This window comes from Marinomonas sp. (genome assembly GCF_965225885.1).
In the GTDB taxonomy this organism is placed as follows: domain Bacteria; phylum Pseudomonadota; class Gammaproteobacteria; order Pseudomonadales; family Marinomonadaceae; genus Marinomonas.
In genome coordinates, this window is sequence record NZ_OZ245329.1 from 2,191,223 (window position 1) to 2,214,001 (window position 22,779).

The 22,779-nt window shown below is 42.6% G+C and carries 23 protein-coding genes; 7 read left to right on the top strand and 16 right to left on the bottom strand.

Going from position 1 to position 22,779, the window contains the following annotated elements; all coding sequences use genetic code 11:
• Positions 1–74: 74 nt before the first annotated feature.
• Both acs and ACO05V_RS10355 read left to right on the top strand, forming a co-directional pair.
• Positions 75–2,033 (top strand): acetate--CoA ligase, encoded by a 1,959-nt coding sequence (gene acs / locus ACO05V_RS10350; RefSeq protein WP_421850643.1) that lies wholly within the window; start codon positions 75–77, stop codon positions 2,031–2,033.
• 28 nt (positions 2,034–2,061) lie between these two features.
• A complete protein-coding gene (locus ACO05V_RS10355) occupies positions 2,062–2,715 on the top strand; it encodes a LuxR C-terminal-related transcriptional regulator (protein WP_421850646.1) in 654 nt (217 codons plus the stop codon).
• Here ACO05V_RS10355 and yidD read toward each other — a convergent pair.
• Positions 2,712–2,987, bottom strand: coding sequence for a membrane protein insertion efficiency factor YidD (yidD, locus tag ACO05V_RS10360; protein ID WP_421850649.1), 276 nt, complete (start codon positions 2,985–2,987; stop codon positions 2,712–2,714). The two genes, ACO05V_RS10355 and yidD, sit on opposite strands and share 4 nt — an antisense overlap.
• 113 nt (positions 2,988–3,100) lie before the next feature.
• On the opposite strand from yidD, the gene ACO05V_RS10365 reads away from it, so the two are divergent.
• The gene (locus ACO05V_RS10365; RefSeq protein WP_421850652.1) at positions 3,101–3,967 is read left to right on the top strand and encodes a prephenate dehydratase; all 867 of its coding nucleotides are present in this window, start codon (positions 3,101–3,103) and stop codon (positions 3,965–3,967) included.
• Positions 3,967–4,383: a hypothetical protein gene (locus tag ACO05V_RS10370; RefSeq protein WP_421850655.1), complete on the top strand. Its 417-nt coding sequence runs from the start codon at positions 3,967–3,969 to the stop codon at positions 4,381–4,383. Before ACO05V_RS10365 ends, ACO05V_RS10370 begins: the two co-directional genes overlap by 1 nt.
• A 3-nt stretch (positions 4,384–4,386) precedes the next feature.
• On the opposite strand, the gene ACO05V_RS10375 is transcribed toward ACO05V_RS10370, so the two are convergent.
• Positions 4,387–5,148: an alpha/beta fold hydrolase gene (locus ACO05V_RS10375; RefSeq protein WP_421850658.1), complete on the bottom strand. Its 762-nt coding sequence runs from the start codon at positions 5,146–5,148 to the stop codon at positions 4,387–4,389.
• 102 nt (positions 5,149–5,250) lie between these two features.
• On the opposite strand from ACO05V_RS10375, the gene ACO05V_RS10380 reads away from it, so the two are divergent.
• On the top strand, positions 5,251–5,856 hold the full coding sequence (locus ACO05V_RS10380) for a CDP-alcohol phosphatidyltransferase family protein (protein ID WP_421850661.1): 606 nt from the start codon (positions 5,251–5,253) through the stop codon (positions 5,854–5,856).
• A gap of 30 nt (positions 5,857–5,886) precedes the next feature.
• On the opposite strand, the gene yfaE is transcribed toward ACO05V_RS10380, so the two are convergent.
• The 4 genes from yfaE to ACO05V_RS10400 form a co-directional block, all read right to left on the bottom strand.
• On the bottom strand, positions 5,887–6,183 hold the full coding sequence (gene yfaE / locus ACO05V_RS10385) for a class I ribonucleotide reductase maintenance protein YfaE (protein WP_421850664.1): 297 nt from the start codon (positions 6,181–6,183) through the stop codon (positions 5,887–5,889).
• The gene (gene nrdB, locus ACO05V_RS10390) at positions 6,167–7,300 is read right to left on the bottom strand and encodes a class Ia ribonucleoside-diphosphate reductase subunit beta (protein WP_421850667.1); all 1,134 of its coding nucleotides are present in this window, start codon (positions 7,298–7,300) and stop codon (positions 6,167–6,169) included. Before nrdB ends, yfaE begins: the two co-directional genes overlap by 17 nt.
• A gap of 165 nt (positions 7,301–7,465) precedes the next feature.
• Positions 7,466–9,730, bottom strand: coding sequence for a class 1a ribonucleoside-diphosphate reductase subunit alpha (nrdA, locus tag ACO05V_RS10395; RefSeq protein WP_421850670.1), 2,265 nt, complete (start codon positions 9,728–9,730; stop codon positions 7,466–7,468).
• Between the two features lie 299 nt (positions 9,731–10,029).
• Positions 10,030–10,797 carry a heparan-alpha-glucosaminide N-acetyltransferase gene (locus ACO05V_RS10400; RefSeq protein WP_421850673.1) on the bottom strand — a complete coding sequence of 256 codons (768 nt, stop codon included), beginning with the start codon at positions 10,795–10,797 and terminating at the stop codon, positions 10,030–10,032.
• On the opposite strand from ACO05V_RS10400, the gene ACO05V_RS10405 reads away from it, so the two are divergent.
• Entirely contained in the window at positions 10,779–11,336 is a 558-nt protein-coding gene (locus ACO05V_RS10405; protein ID WP_421850676.1) for an alpha-ketoglutarate-dependent dioxygenase AlkB family protein, read from the top strand. The genes ACO05V_RS10400 and ACO05V_RS10405 overlap by 19 nt on opposite strands.
• A gap of 44 nt (positions 11,337–11,380) precedes the next feature.
• On the opposite strand, the gene pdxH is transcribed toward ACO05V_RS10405, so the two are convergent.
• Genes pdxH through ACO05V_RS10425 form a run of 4 tightly spaced genes read right to left on the bottom strand, consistent with a single transcriptional unit; the run spans position 11,381 to position 15,352 of the window.
• Positions 11,381–12,022 carry a pyridoxamine 5'-phosphate oxidase gene (gene pdxH, locus ACO05V_RS10410; RefSeq protein WP_421850679.1) on the bottom strand — a complete coding sequence of 214 codons (642 nt, stop codon included), beginning with the start codon at positions 12,020–12,022 and terminating at the stop codon, positions 11,381–11,383.
• Positions 12,023–12,024: 2 nt separating this feature from the next.
• On the bottom strand, positions 12,025–12,657 hold the full coding sequence (gene coq7 / locus ACO05V_RS10415) for a 2-polyprenyl-3-methyl-6-methoxy-1,4-benzoquinone monooxygenase (protein WP_421850682.1): 633 nt from the start codon (positions 12,655–12,657) through the stop codon (positions 12,025–12,027).
• A gap of 14 nt (positions 12,658–12,671) precedes the next feature.
• Positions 12,672–13,013, bottom strand: coding sequence for a histidine triad nucleotide-binding protein (locus ACO05V_RS10420; protein WP_421850686.1), 342 nt, complete (start codon positions 13,011–13,013; stop codon positions 12,672–12,674).
• Positions 13,014–13,057: 44 nt separating this feature from the next.
• Positions 13,058–15,352 carry a 7TM diverse intracellular signaling domain-containing protein gene (locus tag ACO05V_RS10425; protein ID WP_421850689.1) on the bottom strand — a complete coding sequence of 765 codons (2,295 nt, stop codon included), beginning with the start codon at positions 15,350–15,352 and terminating at the stop codon, positions 13,058–13,060.
• Between the two features lie 54 nt (positions 15,353–15,406).
• Here ACO05V_RS10425 and ACO05V_RS10430 point away from each other — a divergent pair, with 54 nt between their 5' ends.
• Positions 15,407–15,664, top strand: coding sequence for a hypothetical protein (locus ACO05V_RS10430; protein WP_421850692.1), 258 nt, complete (start codon positions 15,407–15,409; stop codon positions 15,662–15,664).
• 82 nt (positions 15,665–15,746) lie between these two features.
• Here the strand turns inward: ACO05V_RS10430 and purD are convergent, their stop codons facing one another.
• The 6 genes from purD to prmA form a co-directional block, all read right to left on the bottom strand.
• Entirely contained in the window at positions 15,747–17,033 is a 1,287-nt protein-coding gene (gene purD / locus ACO05V_RS10435; RefSeq protein WP_421850695.1) for a phosphoribosylamine--glycine ligase, read from the bottom strand.
• A 112-nt stretch (positions 17,034–17,145) separates the two neighbouring features.
• Entirely contained in the window at positions 17,146–18,723 is a 1,578-nt protein-coding gene (gene purH / locus ACO05V_RS10440) for a bifunctional phosphoribosylaminoimidazolecarboxamide formyltransferase/IMP cyclohydrolase (RefSeq protein WP_421856934.1), read from the bottom strand.
• A gap of 87 nt (positions 18,724–18,810) precedes the next feature.
• Complete coding sequence (gene fis / locus ACO05V_RS10445; protein WP_012070668.1) at positions 18,811–19,089, bottom strand: DNA-binding transcriptional regulator Fis; 279 nt, start codon at positions 19,087–19,089, stop codon at positions 18,811–18,813.
• 264 nt (positions 19,090–19,353) lie between these two features.
• Positions 19,354–20,325: a tRNA dihydrouridine synthase DusB gene (dusB, locus tag ACO05V_RS10450; protein WP_421856937.1), complete on the bottom strand. Its 972-nt coding sequence runs from the start codon at positions 20,323–20,325 to the stop codon at positions 19,354–19,356.
• Positions 20,326–20,478: 153 nt separating this feature from the next.
• Positions 20,479–21,792 carry a DUF3426 domain-containing protein gene (locus tag ACO05V_RS10455; RefSeq protein ID WP_421850698.1) on the bottom strand — a complete coding sequence of 438 codons (1,314 nt, stop codon included), beginning with the start codon at positions 21,790–21,792 and terminating at the stop codon, positions 20,479–20,481.
• A gap of 84 nt (positions 21,793–21,876) precedes the next feature.
• Positions 21,877–22,767 (bottom strand): 50S ribosomal protein L11 methyltransferase, encoded by an 891-nt coding sequence (gene prmA, locus ACO05V_RS10460; protein WP_421850701.1) that lies wholly within the window; start codon positions 22,765–22,767, stop codon positions 21,877–21,879.
• Between the last annotated feature and the right edge of the window lie 12 nt (positions 22,768–22,779).

Sequence of the window (22,779 nt, forward strand, 5' to 3'; positions counted from 1 at the left end):
TGGAATAGATCAGGACGCCTAGCGGGTTATAGTAGTTCAGCATCCGAATAACAAATTTAACAATGGAGCGGGTTATGAAGTCATTATATAGCGCAACCTCAAATGAGGCGGCAAAAAGTGCCAATGTGAGTCAAGCAGAATTTGAAAAACGCTATCAAGAATCGATTGAAAACCCAGACGAATTTTGGGCAAGAGAAGGGAAGCGTTTAGATTGGTTTAAGCCTTACACTAAGGTCAAAAATACTTCGTTTAAACGAGGTGATGTTAGTATTAAATGGTTTGAAGATGGTGAGCTCAATGTGGCTTATAACTGTATTGATCGGCATTTAGACAAATCTGCGAACAAAGTTGCTTATTACTGTGAAGGCGACAAAGAAAGCGATGAAAAAGTCGCGATTACCTATCAAACATTGCATGATGAAGTCGGGCGTTTGGCGAATCTGTTAAAACGTCAGGGCGTCAAAAAAGGCGATCGAGTCGCTATTTACATGCCAATGATTCCGCAAGCTGTTTACGCTATGTTGGCGTGTGCTCGAATCGGTGCTATTCACTCGGTTATTTTCGGTGGTTTTTCAGCTCATGCTATTGCTGATCGTTTAAACGATTGTGAAGTAAAGTTAGTCATCACCGCAGACGAAGGTCGTCGTGCTGGTAACACTATTCCTCTTAAACATAACGTCGATATGGCGTTGGACAACAATGCTTGTCCATCAGTTGAAAGCGTTGTTGTTTATCGTTATACCCAAAAAGATGTGCCTTGGTTTGAAGGCCGTGATCTGGATTGGGCGGTTGAAGTTGAGAATGAAAGCGCTGAATGTCCAGCAGAGCGCATGAACGCCGAAGACCCGCTTTTTATTCTTTATACCTCTGGTTCAACCGGTAAGCCAAAAGGTGTGGTGCACACTACTGGCGGATATTTGGTCTATGCCTCGTTAACTCATGAATTGGTATTTGATCTTAAACCAGATGATATTTATTGGTGTGCCGCCGATGTAGGGTGGATCACAGGTCATAGTTACATGGTTTATGGGCCGCTTGCTAATGGTGCAACAAGCATCTTGTTTGAAGGTGTTCCAACCTACCCTGATTCAGGTCGAATTGGTCGCGTGGTTGATAAATTTGACGTAACCATTCTGTACACAGCACCGACGGCTATTCGAGCTTTGATGGCGAAAGGCGATGAAGCGACGCGTTCAAGTAAACGAGATTCATTGCGCGTACTAGGTAGTGTGGGTGAGCCAATCAACCCAGAAGCGTGGTCTTGGTATTACACTGAAATCGGTAATTCCTCTTGCCCTATCGTTGATACCTGGTGGCAAACCGAGACTGGCGGCATGATGATGACGCCACGAGTTGTTCAAGGTGATATCAAGCCGGGTTCTTGTACTGGTCCTTTGTATGGCGTGCAACCTGCTTTGGTCGATGCGCAAGGCATTTTGCAAGAAGAGCAGGGCGTACTAGTAGAAGGCGGTTTGGTTATTACCGATTCTTGGCCAGGCCAGGCGCGAACTGTTTATGGCGACCATGAGCGTTTTGAGCAAACCTATTTCAGTACCTTTGAAGGCATGTATTTTACTGGTGATGGCGCATCGCGTGACGAAGATGGTCATTATTGGATCACTGGGCGTATGGATGATGTCTTGAACGTTTCTGGGCATCGCTTAGGAACCGCTGAAATCGAAAGCGCGCTGGTTGCTCATCCTTCTGTTGCTGAGGCCGCTATTGTTGGTTACCCTCATGATATTAAAGGCCAAGGCATTTATGTTTATGTCAGTGCGATTGCTGGTGTGATTCCAGATGAAGAGCTGACTAAATCATTGAAGCAGTTTGTTCGACAAGAAATTGGGCCTATCGCCACGCCAGATCTTATTCAGTGGGCAAGCAAAGGCTTACCGAAAACTCGATCTGGTAAAATTATGCGTCGAATTTTAAGAAAGATCGCCGCCAATGAACATGATCAACTCGGTGATACAAGTACATTAGCTGACCCAAGTGTGGTTGATGATTTGATCGAAAACCGTTTAAATGTGTGACAGTTTACATATTTAAAAAGGATACACAGTGATTTCACTTGTTATCGCGGATGATCATCCCTTGTTCCGTAGTGCGCTATGTGGCGCATTACGAGCAGAGATTGAGGGAATTGTTATAGTCGAATCTCATGACTTGGATTCGACTTTGCAATGTTTGGAGAATGTAAATGACCTTGATTTGCTGCTGCTGGATTTAAATATGCCCGGTAGTGGTGAGTTGTATGGATTGATTCGAATTCGTAAAGATTTTCCGGATGTGCCAGTGGCTGTGATTTCCGGTAGTGAAGACAGTGTGATGGTTGCGAAAGTCATTGATGCTGGCGCTTTGGGGTTTATTCCTAAAACCAGTGAGCCTGCAACTTATGCCAAGGCGATTCATGCCATTTTAGCGGGTGATATTTGGCTACCAGATGGTCTTAGGCAAGAGGTTGCTAATCAGCCAAAGCCAGATTTATCAATGCAAAACAAAGTCGCAGAGCTGACTCCGCAGCAATATAAAGTGCTTTGTTATTTACATGAAGGGTTGTTAAATAAACAGATTGCTTATGAATTATCTATTTCTGAAGCAACGGTGAAGGCGCATATTACGGCGATTTTTCGCAAGCTGGAAATTAACAATAGAACGCAGGCTGTATTGGTTGCTAGTGACTTGAAATTACAAATGACCACGACGCAAAGTTAATTCTTTTCTTTCTCTCTTTTAATTTGATTTTCTTGTGTTTTTTCGTCTTTACAGTGGCATGAACCGGGAACCGGGTCCATGCCGCCTTCGTGCCATGGATGACATTTAGACAATCTTTTTAAGCCTAAATACACACCTTTAAAAATCCCAAAGCGCTCAATAGCTTCGATCATATATTGTGAGCAGCTAGGATAAAATCGACAGTTATTTCCCAGTAAAGGACTAATTAAAAACTGATAACCTTTTACCAGTAATATGAATGTTTTTTTCATAAGGCATTTTTTGGTCAGTAGTTGGGTGGAAGTATTTGTTCATGTCATTTTTGTGTAAATAATAACGTCTATTTGTTACTGTAGCGGAAATATATCACAGAATCGATTCTACTATGCCAGATCAACATCTTACTCTTGATGCAACGCAGGTTGTTGCTTATCAAGGCGAGCCTGGGGCTTATTCGCATCTTGCTTGCAAACATACCTTTCCTGATTGGACCAGTATTCACTGCGCAACCTTTGTTGATGCTTTACAGATGGTGGAGCAAGGTGAAGCTTATTACGCCATGATTCCTGTTGAAAACTCTACCGCTGGTCGAGTTGAAGAAATCTATCGGGAATTAAAACGTACTCAATTGTATGTGGTAAAAGAGCACTTTGAGCCAGTTAATCATTGTTTAATTGCTCGTCATTCTATGACATTAGACCAAATCACTCGAATTGGCAGTCATCCACAGGCGCTGGCGCAATGTGATACCAACATCAAGGTGTTGGGGGCGAAGAGTCAAGCTATGTATGATACGGCTGGAGCCGCTAAGCATATTGCTGAATTTGATGAGCCTGGATTGGCAGTGATTTCATCAGAATTGGCGGCTGAGCTTTATGGTCTGAAAGTGCTTAAAACCCATTTTAATGATACGGAAGGCAATACGACTCGTTTTTTGGTGTTTGCTCGTCAGCAAAAAATGCCTGTTTATGAAGATGGCTTAACTTATATCACTTCCTTTATGTTTCGCGTGCGAAATATCCCTGCAGCGCTTTATAAGGCGATGGGTGGCTTTGCTACCCAAGGGATTAACATGTTGAAGTTAGAAAGTTATATGGTGAATGGTAATTTTACCGCAACTCAGTTCTATGTGGATGTTGAAGCGCATTTTCAGTCTTCTCCGATGCAGGAGGCGCTTGAAGAATTGCGTTTCTTTTCAGAAGATGTGCGAATATTAGGAACCTATTTAGCGGACGATTATAGGTTGAATTAGTGATGATGATTCGTTGGTTGTGTGATCGTTTGTCTATCTTGAAGGCAGTGAATTTTGTCTTAGAAGATTCAATGGCGATCTTTTCACTGGTCGATACTGAACTCTATAAAAATGGCATAGCGCAGGACATATTAAAATTACTATTCCATAAGCAACGAATAATGATAGGGCCTTCTTTTGCTTTTGTCCGAGCAGGCTCATTGTTTGCAATTTACTCTGACACTGATACGAAACTAGGTATGTTGGCTGATCGTATTAGTACGTGGCAGTCAAAAGGGGTTCTACTGGACGCAGTGTACCCCGATAAACTGAGGGTGAGTTTTAACCCTTACCTGATTAAATCATACGGTGTCGTATTACCGTCCCCATCGTATTTAAAAGACAAATATGGTCTGTGCTCCGAAACGGGTTGTTAGTGATTACCGCAAAAACCGTTTTACAAGACTGGTAAAGGGTAATGGCTTTTCAGCATGTAACCAGTGACCAGCGCCAGATATGATCTTAAAGCTAGCGTTTGGAAAGAGTGTCAAAATTGCGTTTTGATACTCGGCCACAATATAGTCTGAGTTTTCACCTTTGATAAATAACGTCGGTATGTCTACCGAGCTTTCAATAATCGGTTTTTTTAGAATAGTAGAATAGCTATCGGCTATGTTGTTCACAGAGAGCTCTAGCTTGAAGCCTTGTTCACTTCTTACTAGGTTTTTCAATAAGAATTGTCTGACAGTCAAATTTGACTCGTATTGACTTAATAATACGTCGGCTTCTTTTCTTGATGCCGGCTGCGACTCATCAATTGCTTTTAAACCTTCTAAGATACGAGTATGGCTTGGTTGGTAATCAACTGGAGAGATATCAACCACGATGAGTTTTTCAATTTTTCCGGCTGGTGCGATTGCAGCCATTTGCATGGCGACTTTCCCACCCATTGAGTGGCCGAGAAGGTAGAAAGAGTTAATTTTATTGAGTGTTGTCCAATCAAGTATCGCCTCTGCCATCTTTGGATAGCTGGCATCAGACATACTATCTGATTTACCATGATTAGGAAGATCGATACAGTGCACGGTGAAGTGTTCAGCCAAGGCTTGAGCAATAGAGTGCCAGTTGTCAGCATTGCCAAATAAACCGTGTATAACAATAAGATGTGGGCCTGAAGAGCCGTATTGTTGAGCGTTTATCATAAAAACCTTATTTACAATTGAGTTGTTGGCGAGTCTCAGTATGTTTGCATTGTATCAAGTCTTGAAAAGTTTCGTCTCTCTAGAATCAAGGTAGTTGTTTGAATGTTAGATACATTTTTTATTAAAACCCTGAAACATCCTTTGCGTTTAACGGCTTTGGTGATTGATAAGTTAGGTGTGAAAGCTGATTGGATTACCGTTTTTGGTTTTGTCATTGGTATTATGGTGTTACCTGCTTTGTTTTTTGGAAACACCTCTTTGGCTCTGGTGTGTGTGATCATTAATAGAGTGATGGATGGTTTAGATGGTGCTGTGGCGAGAGTGCAGGGGGCAACGGATCTAGGTGGCTATTTAGATATTACCTTGGATTTTATTTTTTATTCAGCGGTGATTTTTGGTTTTGCTCTGATGAGTCCAGTAGACAATGCGTTAGCCGCTAGTTTCCTGATTTTTTCTTTTATGGGGACGGGAAGTAGTTTTTTGGCGTTTGCCATTATGGCAGAGAAGCGAAAAATAGAACGATTAGAGTATGGTCGTAAATCTCTGTACTTTTTAGGGGGATTGGCAGAAGGGACAGAAACCATTGTGTTTCTGATATTGATTTGTTTGTTCCCTAGTTACTTTGCCATCATGGCGTATGCTTTTGGTGTGATCTGTTGGATAACGACAGCAACCCGAATTTATGCGGGCTACCGTACGTTGCGCTAGTGCAAAGATATTATTTTGCCTATGGCTGCGTCAGTCAAAAAAAGCGATTTCAATGTCGCTTTTGACAATCGCACAGCAAGCTAATAAATAACCGCTTTGCACCCATGCTAGGGGCTCAAATGGATAAATGACATTTCCCCATAAGAGCTTGATTGAGCAAGAAGAGCAATATCCTTCACGACACTGGTATTCAACGTGAATACCAGCTCGCTCAAGTTGTACTAGTAAAGGTTCATCCTCAGTAACGAGAATTTGTTTTTTCCCTAATAGTACTCGATGCACTTGATCTTTGTTTTCGAGCGCTTGTGGTTTAGAGATCGAAGTCATCGAAGTCTGAATCATCTAAGCTGTTGTCAGTTTGTCCGACTAGGTAAGAACTGATTTCTGCCTCTTGTGGGGCAACTTGAACATTGTCACTTACCAACCAAGCGTTAATCCATGGAATTGGGTTGTGCTTGGTTTCAAAGCAGGTATCAAGTCCAACTGCTTGCATTCGTACGTTAGTAATGTATTCAACATATTGGCCTAAGATTTGAGCGTTAAGACCTATCATAGAGCCGTCTTTGAATAAGTACGTTGCCCATTCTTTTTCTTGTTCCGCAGCTTCAATGAATATTTGACGAACTTCGTCTTGGCATTCTGCTGCAATGACTGCCATTTCTGGGTCATCTTTGCCGGAAGCCATCAAGTTCAACATGTGTTGAGTGCCTGTTAAGTGCAAGGCTTCATCACGAGCGATCAGTTTGATGATCTTGGCGTTGCCTTCCATTAGCGTACGCTCAGCAAAAGCAAAACTACATGCAAAGCTAACATAGAAACGAATCGCTTCTAATACGTTGACGGAGGCTATCGTTAGGTAAAGGGCTTTTTTAAGCTTAGGCATAGAAATTTCAATTGCGCCTTTGCCAGGAACGTCAAAGGTTCCCATGCCCATGGTGTTATACAAATTGACCATTTCGATTAGACGATCATAGTATTTAGACACACTGTCGGCACGTTTAGTGATTTCTTCGTTCGTCACGATATCATCAAAAATCTTGGTCGGATCGTTAACAATATTACGAATAATATGAGTGTAAGAGCGGCTGTGAATGGTTTCACTGAAAGACCAAGTTTCAATCCAAGTTTCTAATTCAGGTAGAGAAACAATTGGTAATAGTGCAACGTTTGGCGAACGGCCTTGCACACTGTCGAGCAATGTTTGGTATTTTAGGTTGCTCAAGAAAATGTGTTGTTCGTGTTCTTCTAATCGTTGGAAGTCTTTGCGATCAGTAGAAAGATCGACTTCTTCAGGTCGCCAAAAGAAAGACAATTGTTTTTCGATTAGCTTTTCAAAAATGGGATGCTTTTGCTGATCATAGCGAGCAACGTTGACATTTTCACCAAAGAACATAGGTTCTTTTGTACTATCGAAGTGCTTACGGTTGAAAGTCGAGTAACTCATGTTTCAGGGTATTCCTCAAAAGCGTAGGGCATTTTCGGTAAGAAGATGCCTTAGTTATTAATAGATTTTAGTATTTCGTTAAAGCGGTAAACATAGCAAAGCCTCATTGATATGAGGCTTTGCTTGTCAGATCATGCAAAAGGTCTCTGTACGATGACTGACTGGTTAGATTTTGCAAGCACCGCCGGCGCAATCATCCATGTCTTCTTGCTTGTCATCAGCGCCATCACGAGTGTTGTGATAGTACAGTGTTTTCACACCAAGTTTATAAGCGGTAAGTAGATCTTTCAAAATCACCTTCATTGGTACTTTTTGAGACTCAAATTTTTGCGGATCATAGTTTGTATTAGCAGAGATCGCTTGGTCGACAAACTTCTGCATAATACCCACTAATTGTAGGTAGCCATCGTTTGATGGGATGGTCCACAACAATTCATAGTTGTCTTTTAGGCGTTCAAACTCAGGAACGACTTGCTTCAAAATACCGTCTTTACTTGCTTTAACAGAAACGAAACCACGAGGTGGCTCGATGCCGTTAGTTGCATTGCTGATCTGAGAAGAGGTTTCAGATGGCATCAATGCAGTAAGCGTCGAATTACGTAGACCGTGAGTAACGATTTCTGTACGCAAGGTTTCCCAATCGTAGAACAATTCGTTAGAAACGATGTTGTCTATTTCTTTTTTGTAAGAATCGATTGGCAAGATGCCTTTAGAGTAAGTTGTTTCGTTAAAGGCCAAACATGGGCCAAACTCTTTCGCTAACTTGTTAGAAGCTTTCAATAGGAAGTACTGAATCGCTTCAAATGTTTTGTGAGTTAGTTCGTTTGCACTGCCGTCAGAGTATTTAACGTCATTTTTCGCTAAGTAATACGCGTAGTTAATAACGCCGACACCTAATGTACGACGCAGTTCTGTTGCACGCTGTGCCGCTGGAATTGGGTAGTTCTGGTAATCCAACAAGCTGTCCAAGGCGCGAACGATTAGCTCTGCTAATTCTTCTAGTTCATCTAGATTTTCAAGTGCACCTAGGTTGAATGCAGACAAGGTACACAACGCAATTTCGCCTTCTTTATCATCAATGCTGTTCAGCGGCTTAGTTGGAAGGGCGATTTCCAAACACAAGTTACTTTGTTTAACTGGCGCAACTTTAGGGTCAAATGGGCTGTGAGTATTACAGTGATCCACGTTCTGTAGATAAATACGACCAGTGCTTGCACGCTCAGAAGCAAACAGAGTGAATAGCTCTGTTGCTTTAATGCTTTGTTTACGGATTGAAGGATCTTGCTCATACATAGTGTATAGGCGGTCAAACTCTTCTTGATCAGCAAAGAAAGCATCGTATAGACCTGGCACGTCAGATGGGCTAAACAAAGTAATATTGCCGCCTTTAATCAAGCGTTGGTACATCAGTCGGTTAAACTGTACGCCGTAATCCAAATGACGAACGCGGTTTTCTTCTACACCACGGTTGTTTTTCAGTACCAATAGGCTTTCGACTTCTAAGTGCCAAATTGGATAGAAAACGGTTGCTGCGCCACCACGAACACCACCTTGAGAGCAGCTTTTTACTGCTGTTTGGAAGTGTTTGTAGAATGGGATACAACCTGTGTGGAAAGCTTCGCCGCCACGAATAGGACTACCCAGAGCACGAATGGCACCAGCGTTCACGCCGATACCGGCGCGCTGGCTGACGTATTTGACAATAGCACTAGATGTCGCGTTGATAGAGTCTAAAGAGTCACCGCATTCAATCAGTACACAGCTACTGAACTGACGAGTCGGTGTGCGAATGCCAGACATGATCGGTGTCGGTAATGAAATTTTAAATTTAGATACGGCGTCATAGAAACGGCGAATTAAGTTCAAACGATCTTTTTTGTCATAACCAGCAAATAGGCAAGCCGCGACAAGGATGTAGATAAACTGTGGGCTTTCGTAGATAGCCCCCGTTACTCGGTTTTGTACCAAGTACTTACCTTCAAGCTGTTTCACCGCAGCATAAGAGAAATCCATATCACGAGAGTGATCAATGAAAGAATTTAGCTGGTTGAAATCTTCTTCTGTGTAATCTTCTAGCAGATGCGAATCATAACGCTTTTGCTCAACAAGATTTTTTACATGCTTGTAAAGGTGCGGCGGCTCAAAATCACCGAAGGCTTTTTTACGGAGGTGAAAAATAGCTAAACGTGCCGCTAAGTATTGGTAATCTGGCGTGTTTTCAGAAATGAGATCCGCAGCAGATTTGATAAGTGTTTCGTGGATGTCTGTAGTACGAATACCCTCAAAGAACTGAATTCGTGCTTTTAGCTCTACTTGGGAAACAGAAACATTGTCTAATCCTTCAGCAGCCCATGCGATGACTTTATGAATCTTTTCTAGGTTGATGTTTTCTGTCGTCCCGTTACGTTTAGTAACTGTGAGAGTGCTCATGCATTGACTTCCCATTAGTGCTATATAAAAAGAGGCGGTTTACTCTATGTAGTGTGTATATTTTAGCTAACACACTATATGTAGTGTTTCGTTGATAATCTGTAGCGAACAATAGTGCTCATTCAAGTGAAAATCAAGGCTTGAAAAAAACTCTAAAATGATAATTAAACAATAGCTAAGTGGTCACTTACTTTACTTGCCTGAAAAAGCGTAAAGTTAGCAATTGGCAAGGCCATAAAATCTATTTTTATCTATTTTTTGATGAAAAAAACTCATCTGGTTGAGCGCACGAAAAGTGATCAAAAAATGAGGCCAAGCACCATTTTGAACGAGGCTACAAGGCAAAATAGTATAAGTTGATGGGTTAGATAAATGGGCAGTGCGTAGCGGTCCATAAAGGCCAAAATATCAATTGCTAGATTACTTGGAGTAGGGATCTTATGCCAATTTAGGTAGCCAAGAAGAGGGCCTATTAAAACAACGCCAATCCACGGAAAAGGAAATACGATATCCAGAGTTCTTTCTGGTAGTTCGACATAAGATGTGATGGTTGTGAAGGCGTTAGGGAAGTGTAGCCAGTTGGTTGAGTGATAGACGAAGATAATAATAGCGCCAAGTAATGCTGAAGTAATTGGCCATTTGACCAGCGGTCTCGTGATCAAAGAGGCAATAAAAATGAAGTGTAAAATGCCAAAGTAAATCCACTGGTTGGGCACGGCAAGGTAGGTTGCCAATGAAATCCCCGTTGCTGAAATAAATAGCTTTAAGTCTCTCTTCCAAAATGATGGGTTGCGAGCTTTGTTTAGTGTTATATATGTTGACCAGCCAATGGCAGTTAGAAAGAGTGTGAGAATCAAACTGCGAAAATAGATCCAAAAAGGGTCATAAATAGAAAACTCCATAAAACCAAAATTCCGCAAATCCCAACAGAAGTGGAATATTATCATTAGAAGTACGGCAGAGCCGCGATATACGTCTAAAAATGCGCTGCGTTTGATTTGCTCATGAGGAAGAGAGGTTTGCATTGAAGTCCAAGGTGAATAATTAAATGGAAGCTCGGCCATCATACCGATACTCAATTTCTAGCTCAAGCTTACAGCAGCTTATGTCGCGGCTTAAGTTGAATCTGTTGTGGGAGCGAGAAAGTTTGCTCATGTTTGGGCGCGATATATTGGTGCCAAGAAAAGTGGCGTTTATTGCGGATTTTGGTATTTGTTATCGCTATTCAGGTAAAGATCATCATGGCATTGGTTGGCCTGATTGGCTATTACCTATTAAAGAAGAGGCTGAGCGGCTTGCGGGTCAGTCGTTCAATGCCGTGTTGTTGAATTGGTATCAAGATGGTGAGGAATACATGGGCTGGCATGCGGATGATGAGAAATCACTAGGGCCTGCGCCAGTCGTTGCTATGTTGAGCCTCGGAGCGAGTCGACCGTTTCTATTTCGCCTTAAAGCGAATCATCAAATTAAACACAGTGTGGAATTAGACGATTCAAGTTGGTTGGTTATGTCTGCTTCGACACAGGTGATATGGCAGCACTCACTGCCGGTAAGAAAGCGAATCAAAGAGGAGAGAATGAGTTTAACCTTTCGTCTCCTGCTTTGAGTCCTGTTCACTCTTCACAATGAATCATTTGCTGCGAGTAATAATTACGGTGCTTTTCGAGTTCTTATCCAATCGTTATCTTTTTGTGCATAACAAATGCGGTCATGAAGCCGGCTTGGTCGTCCTTGCCAGAACTCAATGAAACTGGGCTTTAATACATATCCGCCCCAGTTTTCAGGGCAGGGAACGCTTTGCTCGCTGAAAGCTTGCTCTTCTGCATCAAATGCTTTTTGCAGCGCATCACGGCTCTCAATAATGGCACTTTGCTTAGAGGTTCTCGCTGCGAGCTGACTGCCTCGTGGGCGACTTGCAAAATAGGTTTCAGATGTCTCGCGGGATACTTTTTCTATGATGCCTTCTACACGAACTTGACGAGACAACGCAGGCCAAAAGAAGGTCATGCTGGCTTTGTTGTTCTGGGCTAATTGCTGGCCTTTTTCACTGTCATAGTTGGTAAAAAAAGAAAAGCCAGCATCGTTACGTTGTTTTAATAACACCACGCGAGAATGCGGCCAGCCATCTAGTCCAACGGTGCTTAATACCATTGCAGTTGGGTCGTCTGGGCAAGCTTCGATGGCTTTTTCTAGCCAGGTGTCAAATAACGCAAGAGGATCTTCTCCTGCGTTTTCTTCCAAAAGGTCGTCGAATTGATAGTCACGGCGAATAGAATGAAGATCTCTGTTCATGATTAAATCCGGTAGGTTGTTGTGGTCATGACTTTGGATACTTGGGTCATGATGACCATAATAGGTTGTGGAAACTCGTATCCACCTGCTTCTAACGCCATTGCTTTGTGCTTGGCTTCATCAATATGCATTTGTGCCAAAACCGCTTTGCTTCTTTCATCTTGTGTTGGCAGGGTTGCCATGTGTTTTTCAAGGTGAATGCAAACCTGTTCTTCTGTGGCAGCAACAAAGCCTAAGCTTAATTTATCACTAATAAGGCCAGCGCCAGCGCCTATGATAAAAGATGCACCGTAGAATAAAGGGTTTAAAACACTGGGTTTGCTGCCTAAGTCATAAAGCCGTTGTTCGCACCAGACTAGATGATCTATTTCTTCGTCCGCCGCATGCTCCATTTCTTTGCGAACAGCAGCGAGTTTTGCTGTTGTTGCTTGTCCTGCATATAGTGCTTGGGCGCACACTTCGCCAGTATGATTGATGCGCATGAGACCAGATGAATGTTTGCGCTCAGTCTGTTCCAATTCAGCTTCTTCTAGTTTTTCTGCAGGAGATGATCGCTTTGCTTTCGCGGCATGAGGAACAAGCGTTTGTAAGGCTCGATCAAGTTGTAATACGGCTTTGTCTAGAAAAGAGATCATTTTTTATCCTCTCATTAACCTGGAGGCCATGTCATTGCACGGCCACCCAATACATGCATATGAATGTGGTAAACGGTTTGTCCACCCATCTCGTTACAGTTCATAACAACACGATAACCAGCGTCGCTGATGCCTTTTTGCTTTGCTATTTTCGCTGCGGTGATTTGTAGTTTACCAACCACGGGAGCATCTTCATCAGTAAGGTCATTCAGCGTACTAATATGACGTTTAGGAATAACAAGAAAGTGGGTTGGAGCTTTTGGCATAATGTCTTCAAAAGCGATAACGTCATCGTCTTCATATAAAACGTTTGCCGGAATGTCACCTTTTACTATCTTGCAAAATAAACAGTCCATATCATCTCCTTTCGTTTGTATTATTCAAGGTTGGTGGCTTTGCTTCAAGGTGTTTTGTGCAAAGGGTTGATCCGTGACAAAGATGTATTCTTTAATCTGTCTCCCTTTTGTATAAGGCGAGATATTCTTTGCTCTAGTTGGCTATCTAATTCTGAGTAGGCCAGTAAATCATCGAAACTAAGCTTTTTAGCATAATCGAGCGACATTTTAACATTGTTGCTAATCAGTAAACACTGATCTTCATGACGCATTAAAGGTAGTAGTCTTTGTTGCGTAATATGGGGAATGTGGCCGCCGTTGTCGAAGACTAAAATAATAGAGCCGGATTCTCTTTTTGCTGGTAATTCTAAATAATCTAATAAGCTTTCTAACGTAGTGAAATGCTCTATTTTATTAGCGTGGCTTTGCAAAACGGTTAATGCTTTGTGGAGATTATTGTCTTCTTGACCAAATAATATGATGTCGAAGTGGTGTTGCTGTGACATGTTGCTGTTTACCGAGCGAATACGTGCGTGCATAGGAAGCTGAATAGTAATGCTTCGTGTAGAGTCGCTCTCGGATATTTGTATCTCACCGTCTAAGTGTTGGATAAGAAGCGTGATGTAGTGCATACCAAGATCAAAGCTTGTCGCAGTGGTTCGGATTCGTGTTGGTAGAGGGTAGCATTTGAGCTCTAATAAAGTGACGCCTTCTCTATTTATTTCGTGGCGTGTAATGTTTAGGGTAAGTGGTTGATCAGTAAAATGCTTGAACTCTTGCGCAAGACTTTCGATAAGGTGCTGTAAAATGGATGCATTTTGTAAAATTTCAACGTGATCCGTTTTGTAGGTATTCAGTTCAATTTGTGCATTGTCTTGATCTAAACGCTGAAAATTATTATAGGCATTGTCTATTAATTGGTTGAGCAATAAAGGCGATGGCTGATCGGCTAAAGTGTTTTCTTTAATGTCGCTCAGTAGATCAATTCGTTCAATGAGATTTTTAAGATTGTTGTTAGCGGTTAGGCTGCTGGTTAAAAACAGCTTAGTGTCGTTTGAAGCTGCCGCCTGCTCAAGATAAGAAAGTCCGCCGCCAATAATGTTAATTTGACGGCGAAGTCGGCTGGAAAGATCAGATAGAAGATCGGCTATTTCCGTTTGAGAGTATTTATTTTTCTGGATGTGTCTTTGGAGTAGTGGGGCTGTTTGCGCAACCATGCCTGTGAAATGAATCATCGCTTCAACAATGATGGTTAACGTGAGTCCCCATTCAAATAATAAGACGCTTGGAATGATGCCGTAAACCGACATTAGCCATGCAAAATGCCCACAAAGTAATGTTAATCGAGCGACTAGATAGTAGCCTGAAAAAGGAATGTTTTTGATAAAAGCGATGATGGCATGTGTGGTTAATATAATGAGAGTACAGACCACTATAAAAGAGAGCACCATAATATTTATTTTTTCAGGTGCCATGGTGAATATGATGGCAAATAATGCATTGAGAGTGCCAACGGCAATTAAAATTCGATCCATTTTTGGCAGATGGTCTTTGGTCTCAAGGTAGAGTCGTGAAAAGAACACAATCGCACATAAACAAGATAGTGCCGCAAAATTATAAATTTTTTCTTGAATGTTGACAGAGTTTGGAAACAACTGAGAAAGCTGGTCATGAAGAGCAAGGTGCAGAACCGCAATGCCGACCAACAACACACAGTATATTATGTACATCGGGTGCGATGTTTTGATAAAAAAGAACACATTGTAAATCAATAGCGTCAATAATATGCCAATGAGAATTCCCGTAAAAGTTAGTTCTTTCTGTGCATCTGAGCTCATTTTAGAAAGTGTTTTCAGCTTTATTTCTGCATTAATTGGTAAATGAGATGAGAGCTTAATATACAAGGTAAAAACGGGTGGCGAGTTGGCTGGAATCGAAAAAATATAGTTTGGTGCTTTAATTTTTTTGTTGTTATAAGGTCGTGCACCACCGAGCTCTGCCTGAACTTGGTTTTCGTATAAATTAGGAAGATAGATATCTAGGTTCTGGAGTCTTGGAGAGTCAATCGTTAGCAATATCGGCATGTTACTGGTTCGTATCGCTACGTCGGTGCGAATCCAGATATTGCCTTGTACCATTCCGAACTGTAGATAGTCGCGATTAAGAGGTCTAAAACGTTTTGCATACTTGTCAGACGTAATGGTATCAAATGATAAGTTTTGATCTTTATCGATAAAGTAATAACCACTTTTGCCAATATTGAATGCACTATTTGTATCATCAATAATGGCAATAGTGTTTGAGCTCCAAGCGCTGTTGGAGATAATGAGTAAAAATAGTAAAATTAATCGATAAAACAAAACGCTAGCCCAAGCACAATAAAGGCTATCATTATTAACTAGATAGGGGATCAAATGCTATATCCAATTTTGGTGGAGTATTATGTTTGGTTTAGCATATTGCTGTTAGGGGTGACATGGTTCGCCAGACAGTCCAAGCCATCAACGCGTACTAATCTATTTTATGGCTATGGAATGATTGCTGCATTGGGCTTTGTGCTGGGTTTAGATTGGGTTGCTGGCATTATTTTTGGTTTATTGGTGTTAGAAGTAGGGCGCTTATTTAAAGTGTGGTTAGACAAAAAAGAGTCTCAGTTGAAAAAAAAGTTATAAGTCCGAATCAAGTTTAAGATGTAAAAAAGGCCTCAATTGAGGCCTTTTTTATTAGCGAGTCACTGTTTTAGCCACGGCTAGATTACTTTTTCTCACGAGCAATGGCGCGATGGCCTATGTCAGTGCGGAAGTAAACTTTGTCCCAAGACAGTGTTTTAACAACCTCGTAAGCAGACGCTTGTGCTTCTGCAACCGTATTGCCAAGAGCAACCGCGCAAAGAACACGGCCACCATTAGTAACAACTTGGCCATCTTTTAATGCAGTGCCTGCTTGAAATACTTTCTGACCTTCAGGAAGGATTGTATCCAAACCAGAAATCACATCACCTTTAGGGTAATCAGCAGGGTAGCCGCCAGCTGCAAGAACAACACCTAAGCTTGCGCGAGGGTCCCAGTCAGCTACGATTGTATCAAGCTTGCCATTGATGGCTGCCAAACACATTTGAGCCAAATCAGAACGCAAGCGCATCATTATTGGTTGTGTTTCTGGATCACCAAAGCGACAGTTATATTCGAGTGTTTTTGGTGTGCCATCTGGTGCAATCATCACGCCAGCGTATAAGAATCCGCGGTAGCGATTGCCTTCCGCGTTCATGCCTTTAACGGTTGGCATGATGACTTCATTCATAATGCGATCATGAATTTCTGGTGTGACAACCGGTGCTGGAGAATAAGCGCCCATGCCACCAGTATTTGGGCCTTTGTCGCCATTATCGCGTGCTTTGTGGTCTTGGCTTGTCGCCATTGGCAAAACGGTCTCGCCATCAACCATGCAGATGAAGCTGGCTTCTTCACCGACCAAGAATTCTTCGATAACAACACGGCTACCTGCATCGCCAAAAGCGTTGCCTTGTAACATATCTTCAACTGCTTCAATGGCTTCGGCTTCAGTTTGCGCCAAAATAACGCCTTTACCTGCCGCTAAGCCATCGGCTTTAACAACGATTGGAGCGCCATGCTGCTTGATGTAAGCGACAGCAGGTTCGATCTCAGTGAAGTTGCCATAAGCTGCCGTGGGAATGTTGTGGCGTGCTAAAAAGTCTTTAGTGAAAGCTTTAGAGCCTTCTAGTTGTGCTGCAGCTGCTGTTGGACCGAAGATAGCTAAGCCTTCTTTTTCAAACGCGTCCACCACACCAATAACCAAAGGCGCTTCTGGGCCAACAATGGTCAAGTCGATGCTTTCTTTCTTCGCGAAAGCCACAAGATCAGCGATGTCTGTCACGCCGATGTTAACGTTTTTAACTTTGTTTTCTGTTGCTGAGCCTGCATTACCTGGAGCAACAAAAACTTTTTCGACTTGGCTGGATTCTGCGGTTTTCCATGCTAGAGCATGTTCACGACCACCGTTACCAATAATAAGAACTTTCATTATCTAATCCTTTGTATTGCGAGCCAGAGACCGAAGTCTCTGGCAACTAACTAAAAAGTTTTGACGTATTAATGGATGCTTCCATCAATGGCGGCTTCTTAGTGGCGCGTTCTTAGTGACGGAAGTGACGCATGCCAGTGAAGACCATTGCCATGCCAGCTTCGTCAGCTGCAGCAATAACTTCTTCGTCACGCATAGAACCACCTGGTTGGATAACAGCTGTAATACCAGCTTGTGCAGCCGCATCGATGCCATCACGGAATGGAAAAAATGCATCAGATGCCATAACCGAACCAACCACTTCTAGATTTTCGTCAGCCGCTTTGATACCGGCAATCTTAGCGCTGTAAACGCGGCTCATTTGGCCTGCGCCTACACCAATAGTTTGTTCTGCTTTCGCATAAACAATCGCATTGGATTTAACAAATTTAGCCACTTTCCATGCAAACAATAAGTCTTTTAGTTCTTCTTCGCTAGGTTGGCGTTTAGAGACAATTTTAAGATCGTCTAAAGTAATCACTCCGTCGTCACGGTCTTGAACCAATAAGCCGCCGTTAACGCGTTTGTAATCTAGCGCCGCTGGCTTGTCTTTTGACCATTGGCCACACTCAAGCACACGAACATTTTGTTTTGCGGCAACGATGTCGGCCGCTTCTTTGCTAACGCTTGGAGCAATGATTACTTCAACGAATTGGCGATCAACAATTGCTTGTGCGGTTTGTGCATCTAGCTCTTGGTTGAAAGCGATGATGCCGCCAAAGGCAGACGTTGGGTCTGTTTGGAAAGCAAGATCGTAGGCTTCAAATTGACTCGCTGCTGTTGCTACGCCACAAGGGTTAGCGTGTTTAACGATAACGCATGCTGGTTTATCGAAGCTTTTTACGCACTCAAGAGCCGCATCAGTGTCTGCGATGTTGTTGTAAGACAGTGCCTTACCTTGGATTTGTTTAGCCGTGCTGATAGACGCTTCTTTAGGATTCGCTTCAACATAGAAAGCGGCTTTCTGGTGTGGATTCTCACCGTAGCGCATTTCTTCTTGTTTGTTGAATTGTAGGTTGAAGGTGCGTGCGAAGTCCTCGCTGCCGCCTTCCACTTTTTTACCTAGGAAGTTAGCAATAGCGCCATCGTAGTGAGAAGTGTGTTCGAATGCTTTAACAGCAAGGTCGAAACGCTGTTCGAAAGTCAAACCTCCGTCAGCTTTAAGTGATGCCAAGATGCCTTCGTAGTTCGAAGGGGAAACCACGATAGCCACGTCTTTATGGTTTTTCGCTGCAGAGCGAACCATGGTAGGGCCACCGATATCAATGTTTTCAATCGCCATCGGTAAATCGCAATCAGGACGTTCGATCGTTGCTTCGAATGGGTAAAGGTTAACAACAACCATATCGATTTCTTCGATGCCGTGCTCTTTCATGATGGCGCCGTCGATGTCACGACGACCAAGAATGCCACCGTGTACTTTTGGATGTAGCGTTTTGACACGGCCATCCATCATTTCTGGGAAGCCAGTGTAGTCAGACACTTCCGTTGCTTTAACGTTGCTGTCCAATAAAAGACGGTAAGTACCACCAGTTGAAAGAATTTCAACACCTTGAGCGGTCAGTTCACGTGCGAATTCGACAATGCCTGATTTGTCGGAAACACTGATTAACGCTCGTTTGATTGGAGTTACTGTATTTTGATTTGCCATCATGGTTCTCGCAATTAATTTAACACTAAATAAACAAGGGGAAGATAAGACGAAAAAAAGGGCGAATTCGCCCTTTTTTCTTTGTGCTTATAGCATGCCGTATTGCTTCAACTTCTTGCGAAGTGTGCCTCGGTTTAAACCAAGGATGGTGGATGCTTTGGTTTGGTTATCCTTTGTGTAGCTCATGACAGACTCTAGCAAAGGCGCCTCAACCTCGGCTAAGACTAACTGATATAAGTCTGTTATTGGCTGCCCATCAAGATGAGCGAAATAGTTTTGTAGGGCTTTTTCAACATTGTCACGTAGGGTTTGTGACTGCTCTGAAGAAGCGGCTTGAAACGTATGAGTATGAGTTTGTTCTACCACAGAATGACCTTCTATTTTTTTAAGCTAACCATTTATTAGATATCTTTACACGACTACTGTGCTCACCAATACTTTGTTAAAAACAGACTCAAAATGCTCATTTATAACCCATAAAATCCGCTTTCTCGTCTGTTTTTGTCTCGTCTTGGCTTTGCTCGTTACATCGTGTAAAGGTCTCTATTAATGTGCATTGATTACTATAGAGAAGAACGATTTCGGTCTTCTTTTTAGATATTCATTACATTAAGTGTAAGGTTCGTTTGCCTATTGGCAAACAAAGAACTCTTGCAATTTATCAAGCTGTTCTTGCGTATTATCAATACGGTTAAACAGGCTGCGAAATTGTGTTTTATCCGCTAACGTCTGCAGGTACCAACCAACGTGCTTGCGAGCAATACGCACGCCTAAATAATCACCATAAAATTGGTGTAAGGCGTTCACGTGATTAATAACAAGCTGTCTCACCTCAGATAAAGAAGGAGGTGCTAACAATTCGTTTGTTTCTAAATAGTGGTTTATTTCGCGAAAAATCCACGGTCTTCCTTGGGCGGCTCGGCCAATCATGATGCCATCCGCTTTGGTGTAATCTTTCACAAACTTTGCTGACTGCGCGTCTTTAATGTCCCCATTAGCAAAAATAGGGATGCTCAAATGATGCTTAATCTCTGCAATCGTGTCGTATTCAACTTGTCCTTGGAATTTGCATTCCCGTGTTCGTCCATGAATCGCCAATGCTTGAATGCCTATATCTTCTGCCATTTTCGCAATTGCAAGACCATTTTTCTGATCAAGACTCCATCCAGTACGAATTTTTAGAGTGACCGGAACAGAAACACTATTTACAACAGACTCCAGTATTTCACGAACAAGTGCTTCATCTTTAAGTAATGCAGAGCCTGCTGCTTTATTGCATACTTTTTTAGCGGGACAACCCATGTTGATATCAATGATTTGTGCACCTAGCTCAACATTTTGTTGCGCGGCTTCTGCCATCATTTTAGGGTCGCCGCCAGCAATTTGAACGGATCTCGGCGAGACTTCCGCATCGTGAATTAAACGATGGCGGCTTTTTGTCGAGTTCCACAGGCGAACATCGGAAGTTACCATTTCTGATACCACTAAGCCTGCACCTTGATCATGACAAAGGCGGCGAAAAGGCAAATCAGTTACACCAGCCATAGGAGCAAGGATAACGGGTTTGTCAACGCAATACGGGCCAATAGCAAATGCCATGATGTTCCTGAATACTGGATTGAATGTTAAAGATCGTCGACAGCGTCGAGCGGGCGTGAATAATACCTATGCAATCGTTGTTTTTGAAGTCTTGACAGGCTAAAAACTGACTATTTTTTGTTCTTTTTTTAACCTTAGCACTAAAACAGTGAAAAATTAGTAAGAGCGAGTGTCTGTAGGAAAGGCTCTCAGCTGATGAGTGACGGCACGAGCGCCTGGATCTTGTATTGGAATGACCAAATGAATAGGCGTATTTGGTGGCATGTAAGTGATATCGAGAAAATCTTTATGTAAATAATCGCTTGGTGAAAAGAGTCGTGCAGCGACTGGTAAACCATTTAAATCAAAAAACTCTAAGGCGATTTTTGGCATTGGTTGAGAAAAATCGCTGGTGTTGGTGATGATGGCATTCACTAAAAGCGTGTTGGGTATAGATGGGTGGCTTTGAATACGTACATGTTGAATGCTAATAGCGCTGATGTCTTCAAATCTAGGTAGGACGCAGCCAGAATAGGAACATATTGTTTTGTAGATGGCTCTAAAATTAGATGAACGGCTGCCTTCTTCAAAAAAATGCGTGGCAACTTGTGCCGTGAGCAATGCAATCCCTAATAAAGAAGCAAAAAACCATAACCACGGATGGCCTTTTTTCTTACTTGTGGAAGGTTCGCTTTCGCCCATTAGTGGGGCTAGGCTTTCTTGAGCGGATAGTTGCTCAAGAATAGTGTGTTGGTTCTTAATATCCGACGGCCGAGTTTGTTCCGCTGCTGTTTGTGCTAAAGAATGCAGGGCAACCATATAATCAGGCTCTGGGGTTGCAGGGCTTTCTGTCGCTGCAGCTTTTTGTACTGGCTTGGTAGTTGACTTGTTTGCTACAAAAGGTTGTTGTGGTGTCGCTTTAAGCGCAGCTTCCACTTCTGCAAGTTCAACTTCCCAGGGTGCGGGTTCATCTTGTCGCTTTGTTTCTACTGCGGCTCTTTGAGTTGCTTCTTGTCTTCGCGTAGATTCCTGATAAGTATTTTTTGTTTCTTCGGCCTCAGCTTCTACTAATCGGCTTTTGTTGGTGCTTGAGCTTGCCGCACTTTCATTGGGTGGTTGCAGATCTTTGTCATCAAATAGAGTATGTAGCCAATCTGGGTTAACAATTTCTTCCGCTGGGGCGAGTCTACTCTCGATGGATGCTTCTATATTTTTACGACTTTCATTGTTTGGTGTCGCCGGCTGACGAGTTGAATCAGCTTGTACTTGATTTTCTGGAGTGACTGTTTCTTTGGTTGGATTAGTGTTTTCGTATTGAGTTTTTTCTTTGGTGCTGGCCAGTTTTGTCTTGTTGTTTGCCGCGTCGCTGGCATTAAAAATATGGAAACATTGGCCGCATCTGACTTTCCCCTTAGCCATGCTTAATACTTCATCGCTTACTCGAAATGCGGTTGAACATTTTGGGCAACGGGTTATTAGGCTATTGGCCATAGGGTGTCATCATCCTGTTTAAAGCTTTACGAGACCTTTGGTTCGTGACTTTGTGCAAAGGTCTCTTATATATAAAGTTAAGTATTATGCGTGCTTCGTGCCGACAATACGAACCCATTCTTCTTTTTCGGTAATAGAGTCAATTGTAAACCATTCTTGATACGCCTCAATCACTTCCTGTGCTTGGTTAGCAAGTATCCCTGAAAGGGCTAATTGACCTTGTTTTTTCACCAGAGCAGAAATAGTCGGTGCTAGATGAGCAAGTGGGCCAGCAAGTATGTTTGCCACCACTATGTCTGCTTGTAGATCCGATTCGTACGGTGGCAGTTTAACTTCTAAACGGCTCGGATCGATCTTGTTACGTTCAGCGTTAGCCTCGGTTGCCTGAACGGCTTGCGGATCGATATCAATGCCAACCATGTTGGTTGCACCAAGTAGTAAACCTGCAATACCAAGAATCCCTGAGCCGCAACCGTAATCTATAATGGTTTTGTCTTTGCAATCAATGCTGTCTAACCATTGTAGGCACAATGCAGTCGTTGGGTGAGTGCCAGTGCCAAATGCCAAACCTGGATCTAGCATTAGTGTAACCGCATTTGGATCGGGTACTTCGCGCCAGCTAGGACAAACCCAAAGACGTTCGCCAAATTGAATTGGATGGTAGTTGTCCATCCATTCTCTTTCCCAATCTTTATCTTCGACTATCTCTATTTTCATATCGATATCGGTTTCATTAAGGGATTCGGCTTTATGTTCAATCACTGGGCGAATGTGTTCGATATCAGCGTCTGCTTCAAACAGGCCAGTTACTTTGGTGTTTTTCCATAGTGGTGTGGTATTTAGGTCTGGTTCGTATACGGGATCGTCATGAACGTCTTCAAAAGTGACAACCATAGCACCACAGTCGAGAAGAGTATCTTCAAAAGCTGGGACGTGATCGGGCGTGGTATGAATACGTATTTGAAGCCAAGGCATAAAGTGGAGTCC

What these genes read in the sequence shown, in the direction of transcription:
- acs (WP_421850643.1), top strand. Translation starts at nt 75, where the DNA reads ATGAAGTCATTATATAGCGCAACCTCAAATGAGGCGGCAAAAAGTGCC.
- yidD (WP_421850649.1), bottom strand. Translation starts at nt 2,987, where the DNA reads ATGAAAAAAACATTCATATTACTGGTAAAAGGTTATCAGTTTTTAATT.
- ACO05V_RS10365 (WP_421850652.1), top strand. Translation starts at nt 3,101, where the DNA reads ATGCCAGATCAACATCTTACTCTTGATGCAACGCAGGTTGTTGCTTAT.
- ACO05V_RS10375 (WP_421850658.1), bottom strand. Translation starts at nt 5,148, where the DNA reads ATGATAAACGCTCAACAATACGGCTCTTCAGGCCCACATCTTATTGTT.
- ACO05V_RS10380 (WP_421850661.1), top strand. Translation starts at nt 5,251, where the DNA reads ATGTTAGATACATTTTTTATTAAAACCCTGAAACATCCTTTGCGTTTA.
- yfaE (WP_421850664.1), bottom strand. Translation starts at nt 6,183, where the DNA reads ATGACTTCGATCTCTAAACCACAAGCGCTCGAAAACAAAGATCAAGTG.
- nrdB (WP_421850667.1), bottom strand. Translation starts at nt 7,300, where the DNA reads ATGAGTTACTCGACTTTCAACCGTAAGCACTTCGATAGTACAAAAGAA.
- nrdA (WP_421850670.1), bottom strand. Translation starts at nt 9,730, where the DNA reads ATGAGCACTCTCACAGTTACTAAACGTAACGGGACGACAGAAAACATC.
- ACO05V_RS10405 (WP_421850676.1), top strand. Translation starts at nt 10,779, where the DNA reads ATGGAAGCTCGGCCATCATACCGATACTCAATTTCTAGCTCAAGCTTA.
- ACO05V_RS10400 (WP_421850673.1), bottom strand. Translation starts at nt 10,797, where the DNA reads ATGATGGCCGAGCTTCCATTTAATTATTCACCTTGGACTTCAATGCAA.
- pdxH (WP_421850679.1), bottom strand. Translation starts at nt 12,022, where the DNA reads ATGAACAGAGATCTTCATTCTATTCGCCGTGACTATCAATTCGACGAC.
- coq7 (WP_421850682.1), bottom strand. Translation starts at nt 12,657, where the DNA reads ATGATCTCTTTTCTAGACAAAGCCGTATTACAACTTGATCGAGCCTTA.
- ACO05V_RS10420 (WP_421850686.1), bottom strand. Translation starts at nt 13,013, where the DNA reads ATGGACTGTTTATTTTGCAAGATAGTAAAAGGTGACATTCCGGCAAAC.
- ACO05V_RS10430 (WP_421850692.1), top strand. Translation starts at nt 15,407, where the DNA reads ATGCTATATCCAATTTTGGTGGAGTATTATGTTTGGTTTAGCATATTG.
- purD (WP_421850695.1), bottom strand. Translation starts at nt 17,033, where the DNA reads ATGAAAGTTCTTATTATTGGTAACGGTGGTCGTGAACATGCTCTAGCA.
- purH (WP_421856934.1), bottom strand. Translation starts at nt 18,723, where the DNA reads ATGGCAAATCAAAATACAGTAACTCCAATCAAACGAGCGTTAATCAGT.
- ACO05V_RS10455 (WP_421850698.1), bottom strand. Translation starts at nt 21,792, where the DNA reads ATGGCCAATAGCCTAATAACCCGTTGCCCAAAATGTTCAACCGCATTT.
- prmA (WP_421850701.1), bottom strand. Translation starts at nt 22,767, where the DNA reads ATGCCTTGGCTTCAAATACGTATTCATACCACGCCCGATCACGTCCCA.